This is a genomic window from Sporichthya sp., from assembly GCF_013815995.1.
GTDB lineage: Bacteria > Actinomycetota > Actinomycetes > Sporichthyales > Sporichthyaceae > Sporichthya.
Window position 1 is genome coordinate 1 of record NZ_JACDFE010000133.1, and the last position, 12231, is coordinate 12231.

General features: G+C 70.3%; 9 protein-coding genes. 4 read left to right on the forward strand and 5 right to left on the reverse strand.

Translation table 11 applies throughout. The features are described 5' to 3' along the window. Positions 1–220 precede the first annotated feature (220 nt). From pruA to H0X00_RS15010, 3 genes are all read left to right on the forward strand, one after another. Complete coding sequence (gene pruA / locus H0X00_RS15000) at positions 221–1846, forward strand: L-glutamate gamma-semialdehyde dehydrogenase (RefSeq protein WP_293772448.1); 1626 nt, start codon at positions 221–223, stop codon at positions 1844–1846. A gap of 229 nt (positions 1847–2075) precedes the next feature. Next, on the forward strand, positions 2076–2369 hold the full coding sequence (locus H0X00_RS15005) for a type II toxin-antitoxin system Phd/YefM family antitoxin (RefSeq protein ID WP_293772449.1): 294 nt from the start codon (positions 2076–2078) through the stop codon (positions 2367–2369). Beyond that, positions 2369–2764: a PIN domain-containing protein gene (locus tag H0X00_RS15010; protein ID WP_293772450.1), complete on the forward strand. Its 396-nt coding sequence runs from the start codon at positions 2369–2371 to the stop codon at positions 2762–2764. The genes H0X00_RS15005 and H0X00_RS15010 overlap by 1 nt, the downstream gene beginning before the upstream one ends. 115 nt (positions 2765–2879) lie before the next feature. Here the strand turns inward: H0X00_RS15010 and H0X00_RS15015 are convergent, their stop codons facing one another. From H0X00_RS15015 to H0X00_RS15035, 5 genes are all read right to left on the reverse strand, one after another. After that, entirely contained in the window at positions 2880–4061 is a 1182-nt protein-coding gene (locus H0X00_RS15015; RefSeq protein ID WP_293772451.1) for an RtcB family protein, read from the reverse strand. Between the two features lie 130 nt (positions 4062–4191). Further along, positions 4192–4656, reverse strand: a complete 465-nt coding sequence (locus tag H0X00_RS15020; protein WP_293772453.1) for an SRPBCC family protein — start codon at positions 4654–4656, stop codon at positions 4192–4194. A 39-nt stretch (positions 4657–4695) separates the two neighbouring features. Continuing rightward, positions 4696–5166: an SRPBCC family protein gene (locus H0X00_RS15025; protein ID WP_293772455.1), complete on the reverse strand. Its 471-nt coding sequence runs from the start codon at positions 5164–5166 to the stop codon at positions 4696–4698. Positions 5167–5236: 70 nt separating this feature from the next. After that, a complete protein-coding gene (locus H0X00_RS15030) occupies positions 5237–10093 on the reverse strand; it encodes an NAD-glutamate dehydrogenase (RefSeq protein WP_293772457.1) in 4857 nt (1618 codons plus the stop codon). 10 nt (positions 10094–10103) lie between these two features. Beyond that, positions 10104–10928: a tryptophan 2,3-dioxygenase family protein gene (locus tag H0X00_RS15035; RefSeq protein ID WP_293772459.1), complete on the reverse strand. Its 825-nt coding sequence runs from the start codon at positions 10926–10928 to the stop codon at positions 10104–10106. 241 nt (positions 10929–11169) lie between these two features. Between H0X00_RS15035 and H0X00_RS15040 the strand changes: the two genes are divergently transcribed. Further along, on the forward strand, positions 11170–12231 hold a 1062-nt coding region (locus H0X00_RS15040; RefSeq protein ID WP_293772460.1), incomplete at its 3' end, for a calcium-binding protein.

Consider the following 12231-nt stretch of genomic DNA (forward strand, 5'->3'; position numbering starts at 1 on the left):
GATCAGGTGGCCCACGCCCGGCAGCAGGGACGCCACGGCCGCGGTGCGGGCCCGGCGCACGGCCCGCGCCTGGCGCAACCGTTCCCGGCGCGATGCCTGCATGTCACCCCCGACGCTTCGGCGACACCCTTCCCCAGGGTGACCGCTCGACACCGGATTCTTACCCGCCCCCCTTCCAGATGCGGGGCGTTCGGTGCGTGTGGCGTGTCACGATGATCACGTGGACGCCGTAACCGCCGTACCGCAGCCGCGCAACGAGCCCGTCTGGACCTATGCCCCCGGTTCGCCGGAACAGGCCCGGATCGAAGAGGCGCTGAAGACCGCCGCCGCGGAGACCGTCGAAATTACCCTCACCGTGGGCGGTGAGCAGCGCGCCGGCACCGGGGACGAACTTGTCGTCACCGCGCCGCACCGGCACGACCTGGTGCTGGCTCGGGGCCGCGGCTCGACCCAGGCTGACGCCACCGCCGCGATCGACGCCGCCCTGAGGGCCGCCCCGGCCTGGCGGGAGCTCAGCTTCGATGCCCGGGCCGCGGTGTTCCTGCGCGCCGCCGACCTGCTGGCCGGCCCCTGGCGGGACCGGAGCAACGCGCTGACGATGCTCGGCCAGTCCAAGACCGTCTTTCAGTCCGAGATCGACGCCGTCTGCGAGCTGGTCGACTTCTGGCGCTGGAACGTGCACTTCGCCCGCGAGATCCTGGCCGGCCAGCCGGTCTCGACGCCGGGGGTGTGGAACCGCACCGACCACCGCCCGCTGGAAGGTTTCGTCTACGCGGTCACCCCGTTCAACTTCACCTCCATCGCGGGCAACCTGCCGACCGCGCCGGCCCTGATGGGCAACACGGTGGTCTGGAAGCCGGCCACCACCCAGCTGCTGGCCGCGCAGGCCACCATGCGGCTCCTGGAAGAAGCCGGCCTGCCGCCGGGGGTGATCAACCTGCTGCCCGGGCACGGGGCCGAGACCTCGGCCGCGGTGCTGCCGCACCCCGCGCTGGCCGGCATCCACTTCACCGGTTCGACGGCGACCTTCTCCTCGATGTGGCGGGGCATTGCGGACAACCTCTCCACCTACCGCACCTACCCGCGGCTGGTCGGCGAGACCGGCGGGAAGGACTTCGTCCTCGCCCACCCGTCGGCCGATCCGGCTGCGTTGCGCACCGCGTTGATCCGCGGCGCGTTCGAGTACCAGGGCCAGAAGTGCTCGGCCGCCTCCCGCGCCTTCGTCCCGCGGTCGGTCTGGAACGTCATGGGTTCCGATCTGCTCGCGCAGACGGCGTCGCTGCCGATGGGCGACATCGCCGACCTGTCGAACTTCATGGGTGCCGTGATCGACGACCGCGCCTACGCCAAGCTCAGCGGCGCGATCGAACGGGCCCGGGCCGGCTCGACCACCGAGGTGCTGGTCGGCGGCGAGTGTGACGACTCCGAGGGCTACTTCGTCCGCCCGACGATCGTCGCCACCGACGACCCGACCAACGAGGTGCTCGCCGCCGAGTACTTCGGCCCGCTCTTGGGTCTGTTCGTCTACGAGGACTCGGAGTGGGATCGGGTGCTGACCCTCGTCGACTCCGGCTCGCCCTACGGCCTGACGGGCGCCGTCTTCGCCAACGACCGCTACGCCGTCGAGCAGGCCTCCGCCGCGCTGCGCTTCACCGCCGGAAACTTCTACGTCAACGACAAGCCCACCGGCGCCGTTGTCGGGCAGCAGCCCTTCGGCGGTTCGCGCGCCTCGGGCACCAACGACAAGGCCGGCTCACCCCTGAACCTGCTGCGCTGGGTGAGCCCGCGCTCGATCAAGGAAACCCTGGTCCCGCCGACGGACTGGCGCTACCCGCACATGGGCTGATGGTGCCCGCCGGCGACGGCTCCAGATCAAGGTTGTGACTGGAGTGGCGTCTCCCACGGCGAGTCGTGCCCCGTGCGTTTCAACGTTGATCGTGAGCCGACGGGGCCGCCCGCGTTCGACGGGATGCGCGGTGCGGGTCGGGCCGGAGTCACGGTTGACGGGTGCCCGAGCCCCCGGATGCTGCGCTCATGCTGTTGTACATTGATGTACATCAACGTACAATCGGCTCATGAGCGAGCTCAGCATCAGCGAGGCACGCGCGCAGCTCCCTGACGTCGTCAACCGGGTGATAGCGGGCGAGGAGATCACCTTGACCCGCCATGGCCAGCCGGTTGTGGTCATGCTGCGGCCGGACTCCGTGCGCAGTCGGTCGGTCGCTGGCCAAGCGGCCATCGAGCGGTCCAAGGCCGTCGGCAGGCTGATCGAGGAGGCGCGGGGTCGGCCCCTCGGTCCGCCGACGATGTCTGTAGAACGGGCGCAGGAGCTGATCGCGGAGATTCGGGCCGATCGCGACGCTCGCTGATGGACGCGTTCGACGCCGACGTGCTGATCTACGCCGCCGGCTCGCAGCCGCTGGGAGGGCCGGTCCGCGCACTGATCCATGACGCCGGCGATCCGGCCGGCATCGGATCGCTCCTGCTCGTCCCTGAACTGCTGGCCAAGCCCATGCGAAGGGGATGGACCGAGGAGTTGACCGCACTCGGTTCGCTGTTGGCCCAGCTCGACCTCCGACCGGTCGATGGGCCCACGGCGGAGCTGGCGGCGGAACTCGGAGCGACCTACAGCCTGCGGGCTCTGGACGCGACGCATCTGGCCACCGCGGTCCTGGCCGGTGCCGATCGCTTCGTCACCAACAACCGCCGAGACTTCCCGACCTCCATTGCCGAGATCTCGATCACGTATCCGGACCAACTCTGACCGGTGGTGGGCGGTGCCCAGGGTGCTGCAGACTCCCGAAAGCGCAACATGGCACCTTGGGACTGAAGAGTCCGGGTGCCATGCTGCGCTTTCGGGGAGTAAGGCCGCGCTCGCGTCAGCCCTTCACGCAGATCAGGGGCGTCAGCTTGGCGACGACCTCGACGAGGTCGGTCTGACGGGACATCACCTCGTCGAGGTCCTTGTAGGCGCCGGGGATCTCGTCGACCACGCCGGCGTCCTTGCGGCACTCGATGCCCGCCGTCTGCGCCGCGAGGTCTTCGGTCGTGAAGGTCTTGCGGGCCTTGTTCCGCGACATCTTCCGCCCCGCCCCGTGGGAGGCGGAGTTGAAGGCGTCGGGGTTGCCGAGGCCGCGCACGACGTAGGAGCCGACGCCCATCGAGCCGGGGATCAGGCCGAGGTCGCCTGCACCGGCGCGGATCGCGCCCTTGCGGGTGACCAGGACGTCGATGCCGTCGTAGCTCTCCTCCGCCACGTAGTTGTGGTGGCAGGAGATCGGCTCGTCGAACTGCACCTTGGACACCGACTCCCGGACCACCTGGCAGAGCAGCGCGAGCATCGTCGCGCGGTTGCGCTTGGCGTAGTCCTGCGCCCAGTACAGGTCCCGGCGGTAGGCGTCCATCTGCGGTGTGCCCGTGAGGAACACCGCCAGGTCCTTGTCCGGCAGGTCTGCGTTGTGCGGGAGGTTGCGGGCGTTGGCGATGTGCCGCTCCGCCAGTTCCTTGCCGATGTTGCGCGAACCGGAGTGCAGCATCAGCCAGACCTGGTCCTGCGCGTCGGTGCACACCTCGATGAAGTGGTTGCCGCCGCCGAGCGAGCCCATCTGGTGCAGCGCCCGCTCGCGCAGCTGCTGCACCGACCCGATCAGATCGCCGAAGCCGGACCAGAACTGGTCCCAGCCGCCGACGCCCGGGATGCGTGAGGTGGGCACCGGCCGCTTGTGGGAGTTGAAGCCGACCGGCACCGCGTCCTCGATGCGCCGACGGAGCGCCGCGAGGTCGTCCGGCAGGCCGGCGGCCGTCAGGGACGTCCGGACCGCGGTCATGCCACAGCCGATGTCGACGCCCACGGCGGCGGGGGAGACGGCGTCCCGCATCGCGATCACGGAGCCGACCGTCGCGCCCTTGCCGTAGTGCACGTCGGGCATCACGGCGAGCCCGTGCACCCAGGGCAGGTTCGCCACGTTGCGCAGCTGGGCCATCGCCACATCCTCGACGGTGGCGGGATCCGCCCACATCCGGACATCGACGCGGCTGCCGGGCAGCACAACGGGGGTCATGGCGATCGACTCTCCTCGGTCACCACCTGCGATCCCCGGAACCTCCGGGGCCGCCGGCCAGTGTGCGGGACCGGCCGGTGGTGCGACACCGGATTTCCTACCCACCTCTGCCGCGCGACAGAAGTCGAAGTCAGGAGGCTTCGGCGGCCTTCTTCAGGTTCGCCAGCGTGGTCTCCATGCACGGCAGGTTGTGCGCGTCGCGGTCCTTGACGCCGGTCGCGAGACTACCGGCCACCTTGAGGAATCCGCTGCGGGTGTCGACGAAGCTCTCGGTCACCGTGCAGCCGGTGGCGGTCGGGGTGATGTCGTAGGTCCACACCGCGATCGGCATGCCGAGCGCCGAACACTTGAAGGCGAACTTCTCCGCGGGCGCGGCGTCGGTGACGACGACGTCGGTGGACCAGGATCGCCAGCCGATCTTGTTCTTGCCCTTGAACTTCGCGCCGACCTCCGGGCCGGTCGCGCCGCCGCGCCACTTGCCGCCGCGGTTCTCCGGGCTCCACTCGCCCATCCGGGGCAGGTCACTGATGAGGTCGTAGACGAGCTTGGGGTCTGAGGCGATGTCGGTCGATACCGATACGGGGCTGGCTGCCATGCGGGGGGCTCCTTCTGGGTGGGGGGAGGCGCCGAGGTGTCAGGACTCGGCGGACTTCTTGAGGTTGGCCAGCGTGGTCTCCATCGCGGCCTTGTTGTGGGTCGGGCGGTCGGAGACCCCGGTGATGAGCTTGCCGAGGATCGGCAGGCTGAAGACGGGGTTGCGCTTGTCGACCCAGGACTCGGTGACCTTGCAGCCGGTCGCGGTCGGCTCGATGTCGTAGCTCCAGGTGCCGATCTGCATCGGGCCGACGATCGTGGTGAACGCGAACCGGCTCGGAATGGTGACGTCGGTGACCTTCACGACCCCGGACCACTTCTTCTTGCCGTTCTGGTTGCGGCCCTTGAAGACCGCGCCCGGGGTGGCGACCGCGGCGCCGCCCTTCCAGTCCCCGCCGCGGTTGTCCGGGCTCCACTCGCCCATGCGCGGCAGGTCGGTGACCATCGCGTAGACCTTCTCGGCCGGGGCCGCGATCTCGGTGGTCGCGGAAATCGGGGACTTCTCGCCCATGACGCGCTCCTTCAAACGGCAGGTGGAGGTGCGTCGGTGATCCTCGCAGGTGTTTGTTACTGAGTGGTAGTCAGCCGCGCGGGGAGGACAGCAGGCTGCGGAACGACCGCATCGCCACCGAGGCCATCGCCAGGTCCAGGGACTCGGCACCGGTGATCTCGTTGAACACCTTCGAGGCCCGGTCCACGGTCTCGCCCGCCTCGGCGCGCCAGGCCGCGAAGTGCTGCCCCGGGGTCGCGGAGCGGTCGCCCGCCGCGAGCACGTCGGCGGTGAGCGAGGCGTGCGCCGCGAACAGCTCTTCGCGGACGCTGGCGCGGGCGGTCGCCTTCCACCGGTCGTCGCGGGGGAGGGCGTTGACCGCGGCCAGCAACTCGGAGATCGCCAGGTTGTCCGCGACCAGGAAGTAGACCTCGGCGACGTCCGCCCGGGAGAAGCCGGTGATGCGGGAGACCTCGACGATGTCCAGGGCCGCGAAGGCCAGGTCCATCGCGGCCGAGCGTTCCGCCAATTCGTGCGGGACGCCGGCCTCGACCAGGGTGTCGCGCTCGGCGGCGAGGGCGTCGGCGTCGCCGCCGCGCACCATCTTCGGCACCATCGTGAGCACCTCGGTGACGCCGGCGGAGAAGAACTCCACCTCGGCGTCGATGTCCAGCGGGGAACGGCGCTTGGCCAGCAGCCAGCGGGCAGCCCGCTCGGCCAGGCGCCGGGCCTGCAGCCGCATCCGGGTCTGCACCTCGGCGTCGATCTTGTTGTCCAGGGCCGCGACGTCGACGCGGAACGGCTCGAGGTCGAAGGCGTCGCGGGCCACCAGGTAGGCCCGGGCGATGTCGACCTCGGGCGCCGCGGTCTCCTCGCCGATGCGGTGCAGGAAGGTGATTCCGGCGTCGTTGACGAGGTCGTTCACCACGACGGTGGTGAGGATCTCGCGGCGCAGCGGGTGGGCCCCGATCGCGTCGGCGAACCGCTTCTGCAGCGGATGCGGGAAGTACTCGACGGGGACCCGCGCCAGGGCCGCGGAGTCCGGCAGATCGGTGGCCAGCAGCGCGTGATTCAGCACGATCTTGGTGTAGGCGAGGAGCACCGCGAGCTCCGGCGCGGTCAGCCCCTTGCCCTCGGCCGCGCGGGCCGCGATCTCCTTCTCCGCCGGCAGGAACTCCAGCGCCCGGTCCAGCACGCCGGAGTTCTCCATGGCGCGCATCAACCGGGTGTGCGCGTGCAGCAGGGCGGGGGCCTGCGCGAGGGAGTTGGCCAGCGCGACGTTCTGCGCGTAGTTGTCCTGCAGCACCAACGCGGCGACCTCGTCGGTCATCGAGGCCAGCAGCGGGTCGCGCTCGTCGACGGCGAGCGCTCCGGCGGCGATCGCCGCGTCCAGCAGGATCTTGATGTTGACCTCGTGGTCGGAGGTGTCCACGCCGGCCGAGTTGTCGATCGCGTCGGTGTTGACCCGGCCGCCAGCCCCGCCCGAGCCGAGCAGCGCGTACTCGATCCGGCCGCGCTGGGTGAATCCCAGGTTGCCGCCCTCGCCGACCGCGGCGGCGCGCAGCTCCGCCCCGTCGACCCGGATCGCGTCGTTGGCCTTGTCGCCGACCTCGGGGTGGGACTCGGTGGAGGCCTTGACGTAGGTGCCGATGCCGCCGTTCCAGAGCAGGTCGACCTCGGCGAGCAGGATCGCGCGCAGCAGGTCGTTGGGCGGCAGCGCGGTGACCGGCGACCCGTCGGGATGTGGGGCCAGCCCGAGCCGGGCCCGAACCTGCTCGCTGATCGGGATCGACTTCGCCGACCGCGGGTGCACGCCGCCGCCCTCGCTGATCAGCGACACGTCGTAGTCGGCCCACGAGGATCGCGGCAGCGCGAACATCCGCGCCCGCTCGGCGTAAGAGGTCGCGGCGTCCGAGTCGGGGTCGAGGAAGACGTGCCGGTGGTCGAAGGCGGCGACCAGCCGGATGTGCTCGGAGAGCAGCATCCCGTTGCCGAACACGTCCCCGGACATGTCGCCGACGCCGACGCAGGTGAAGTCCTGGCTCTGGCAGTCGATGCCGCGCTCGCGGAAGTGCCGCTTGACCGACTCCCACGCCCCGCGCGCGGTGATGCCCATTGCCTTGTGGTCGTAGCCCACCGAGCCGCCGGAGGCGAACGCGTCGCCGAGCCAGAACTCGCGCTTGACGCTGATCTCGTTGGCGATGTCGGAGAACTTCGCGGTGCCCTTGTCCGCGGCGACGACCAGGTAGGCGTCGTCGGCGTCGTGGCGGACCACGTTCGGGGCAGGTACGAGCTCGCCGGCGACCAGGTTGTCGGTGACGTCGAGCAGGCCGCCGATGAAGGTGCGGTAACAGGCCACGCCCTCAGCGGCGAACCCTTCGCGGTCCCCGTCGGCGGACCCGGTGGCCGCCGGTGGACGCTTGACGACGAACCCACCCTTCGCGCCCACCGGCACGATCACGGTGTTCTTGACCATCTGGGCCTTGACCAGGCCGAGGATCTCGGTGCGGAAGTCCTCGCGCCGGTCGGACCAGCGCAGGCCGCCGCGGGCCACCGGCCCGAAGCGCAGGTGCACGCCCTCGACCGTGGGGGAGTAGACCCAGATCTCGAACATCGGCCGGGGCGCGGGCAGGTCCGGGCACTGGTGCGGGTCGACCTTGAAGGCCAACCCCTGCCGGTCCTCGTCCTCGCGGCGGGGCACCCAGTAGTTGGTGCGCAGGGTGGCCTGGATCAGCGCGAGGAAGGCCCGCAGGATCCGGTCGGCATCCAGGCTGGCGACCTGGTCCAGGGCCTCGGTGACGTCTCTGGTGAGGGCGTTGCAGACCTCGGTGCGTTCGGGGTTGTCGGCGGCGCCGAGCTTGGGGTCGAAGCGGGCCTCGAACAGCAGCGCCAGGGTGCGGGCGATCGCGCAGTTGGCGGTGACGACCTGCTCCAGGTACTCCTGACCGAAGGTGCTGCCGCCCTGGCGCAGGTACTTCGCATACGCGCGCACCACGGATACCTGACGCCACGTCAGACCGGTGGAGACGACCAGCCGGTTGAAGCCGTCGGACTCGGCCCGGCCGTCGCGCGCAGCGAGGAAGGCGTCCTCGAAGACGGCGCGGATGCCCGGGGTCGGCTTGGCCAGTTCGTCGGTGCGCACCCCGAAGTCGTAGATCCAGGCCTCTTCGCCGGCCAGTTCGATCCGGTAGGGCTGTTCGTCGGTGACCTCGACGCCGAGGTGCTGCAGCACCGGCAGCATCTCCGAGAGCGAGAGCGCGGGTCCGCGCCGGTAGACCGAGAACCGGCGGTGTCCTTGCGGGGCACCGCGCGGCTCGTAGAGCCGCACGCAGATGCCGTCCCCTGGCGGCAGGGCTTCCAACCGGGTCAGGTCGTCGACCGCGGCGGAGGGGGAGTTGGTCTCGCGGTATCCGGCCGGGAACGCCTCGGCGTAGCGGGCGGTCAGGGTGGCCGCCTCGTGCTCGTCGTAGCGCTCCTCCAGCGCCTGGTGCAGCGATTCGCGCCAGGTCCGGGTGGCCTCGACCAGCACCGCCTCGATCAGGGCGGCGTCCATCGGCCGGCGGCGCTCCATCGGCAGAGTTGGATCTATCCGGACAACGAAGTGCAAGCGCGCAAGGACCGATTCGGTCACCCGCGAGGTGTACTCGACGCTGACCCCGTCCAGTTGCGCGAGCAGGATCTCCTGGATCTTGAGCCGGTTCTCGGTGTTGTAGCGGTCGCGCGGCAGGTAGACCAGCGCCGAGGTGAAGCGGCCGAACTCGTCCGAGCGCAGGAACAGACGCAGCTGTTTGCGTTCCTTGAGGTGCAGCACCGCCAGCAGCACCTTGTACAGCTGCGGCACCGGGGTCTGGAACAGTTCGTCGCGGGGGTAGGTCTCGATCGCCTCGAGCAGGTCGCGGCCGGAGTAGCTGTTCGGGATGAAGCCGGTCAGCTCGTAGAGCTCGTCGACCTTGCGTCGCAGCACCGGGATGCGCGCGACGTTCTCGGTATAGGCGGCGCGGCTGAACAGGCCGACGAAGCGGCGCTCGCCGACGACCTCACCGTCGACGAACTTCTTCACCCCGATGTAGTCCAGGTAGCCCGGCCGGTGCACGGTCGAGCGCGTCGTGGACTTGGTGATGATCAGCGGCCGGGGGTCGCGGGCGCGGGCCCGGGCCTCCGGGGTCAGGCCGTCGAAGGACGGCGAGCGCAGGACGTCGGAACGCATGATCCCCAGGCCGGTGCCGGGAACGCCGGCCAGCACGTCCTGCCCGTCCTCCACCAGCAGGTCGTACTCGCGGTGGCCGAGGAAGGTGAAGTGGTTGTCGGCCAGCCAGCGCAACAGCTCCCACGCCTCGCCGACGTCCGGGTCGGTGTCGCGGCCGGGGATGCCCTCGGGGCCGACGAGGTCGTCGGCGGCGCGCAGCGCGGCCTCGCCCATCCGCTGCCAGTCCTCGACGGCGTCGCGGACGTCGCGCAACACATCGCGGAGCTCGCCCTCGATGCGGGCCATCTCGGCCGGCGTCACCTGGTCGATCTCCAGGTGCATCCAGGACTCGGGGTACCCGTCCTCGACCGGCGCGGCGCGGTCGGATCCGGAGGTCTCGCCGATGCCGAGCAGGGCACCGGTGATGTCGCGGCGGACCACGATCTGCGGATGCACGACCAGATCGATGTCCCGGTCCGCCTGGGTCATCGCCGCGGTGACCGAGTCGACCAGGAACGGCATGTCGTCGGTGACGATCTCCACCACCGTGCGTCCGCCGGCCGACCAGCCATCGGCGTCCCGGGTCGGGCTGTAGACCCGGACCTTGACGGTGCCCTGCGGCCGGTCGGCGGCGAGCGCGACGTGGGCGCGGATGGCGCCGTCGAGGTCGGCCTTGGGCCGCTCGGCGATCTCGGTGGCCATGGCGTGGCGGTAGTAGTACCGCTCCAGTCGGGTCCAGTCCTCGGCGTTCAACTCAGTCATAGGTGCTCATTCATAGGTGTTGGCGCAGCTCCCACAACAAGGGGAAGTACCGCAACGGCAGCCGGCCACGCAGGTAGGGGCCGCCGGTCGAGCCGCCGGTGCCGGACCTGGTGCCGATCTGCCGCTCGACCATAAGGACGTGCCGGGACCGCCACAGCCAGGCGTTCGCGTCGTGCTCGATCAGGGCCTCGGCCAGGTCCCACGCGTCGCCGTGGCTGTCCCGGTCCCGGGCGACGGCGAGCAGGCTCGCGGTGATCTCCTCGCTGGATCCGGTGGCGAGCCCGCGCGTGCCCAGCAGGTGCAGGAAGGCGTCCCACAGCGTCGGCTCGGCGAGTCGGCGCGCCAGCCGGTCCCGCTCGTCGTCGGTGAGCGCGGTGAACCGCTCGAGGAAGGTGGGGTCCTTGGCGCCGGAGAGGAACTCGATCTCCCGGAACTGCACTGACTGGAAGCCGCTGGCGGGGGCGAGGCGGGCGCGGAAGACCAGGAAGTCCTGGGGGGTCATCGTCTCCAGCACCTCGACCTGCCCGACGAGGACGCGCTCGATCGAGGCGACCCGGCCCAGCAGTTGCCGCGCCTGCCAGGCCCGGCCGGCGAACATCGCGGCCCGCACCGCCTCCAGCTCGTGCAGGACCTGCTGAAACCAGAGCTCGTAGACCTGGTGGATCGTGATGAACAGCAGCTCGTCGTGCGCCGGGGGCTCCGAGGCCAGGCGCTGCTGATCGAGCAACTGGGGCAGGCGCAGGTAGGACCCGTAGGTCAGGCGGGCGCCCTCCTCGCCGAAGGAGCGTGCGGTGGCATCTCCCTGGCCGACGGCGCGCGGCTCTGCGCTGGTCACGGGCCGACCCTAGCGCCGCGCCCGCCGCGGCACCGCCGACGCGTCGGGGCGGCCGAACGGGGGAGGTCAAACCTGGACCGTTGGGGCGGGGTTGCGCATTCCCCCACACTCACCGGCCGGGCGGTTCATGATCGACATCTCGTTGACACGACTCCAGATCGACCGGACCCTGGTCGGCACCACGGTGCCGCTGTTCATCGAGCTTCGGAACGCCCTGCCCAGTGGCGTCCCGGGTCCGACCGTGCTGGCGGCCAAGCAGGTGGCGGCGGCCGACCTGCCGGTGTGGACCGGTGGTCCGGCACCGTTCCTGCCGGTCGCCTTCGCGACGTCGGCGGCGGTAGTGGCCGGCACCAAGTACGCCGTGGTGATCCACAACAACGGTGCGTCCCCGTCCCTCAACGCGGGTGTGTCGAACTCGAACCCCTACGCCGCCGGATCGATGCATCTGGCACTGAGCTCCCCACCGTCCTCCGCCTGGAACGACCAGGCCGCCTTCGACATCGCCTTCAAGACCTACGTCCTGCCGTTCGACCCGGCCTGTGACGCGGACGGCGTGAAGGCCGGTTTCAACGTCATCAAGGGCACTGACGGCGCGGACACGCTGGTCGGCGCCAACGGCCCGGACCTGATCTACGGCTTCGGCGGCAACGACGTCATCAAGGGCCGGGGCGGGAACGACCTGATCTGCGCCGGTGACGGGAACGACACCGTCGTGGCCGGTGACGGTGCGGACCTCGTGTTCGGCGGGGCCGGCAACGACACCCTGCGGGGCAACGCGGGCAACGATCGACTGCGCGGCGGCGCCGGCAACGACCTGCTCGTCGGCGGCGGAGGCGAGAACCTCATCCTGGGCGGCACAGGCCACGACACGCTCTACGGCGGCGCGGGAGACGACGTGCTGCTGGGAGGCGACGGCGATGACGATCTCATGGGACGCGGCGGCAACGACGTGCTAGTCGGCGGCGCCGGCCGCGACATCATGGACGGCGGAGTTGGCCGCGATTTGCTGATTGGCGGCGCGAACGAAGATCGCCTGCATGGCGGCACTGACGACGACATTCTGATCGGCGGTTATACCGCCCACGATGGCGATCTAGGTGCGCTCGATGCCATCATGACGATCTGGGGATCGGCCGCTAGCTTCGAGAGCCGGGGCGCTTCGCTCACCGGAAGCGGCGGATTGCTCGTGCCCGAGGCGACGGTCTTCTACGACAACGCCGCCGACCATGTCATTGGCTCTGCCGGCCGCGATTTGGCGTTCGCCGACACGTCGAATAATTTCGTCGGCGTGAAGGACACGATC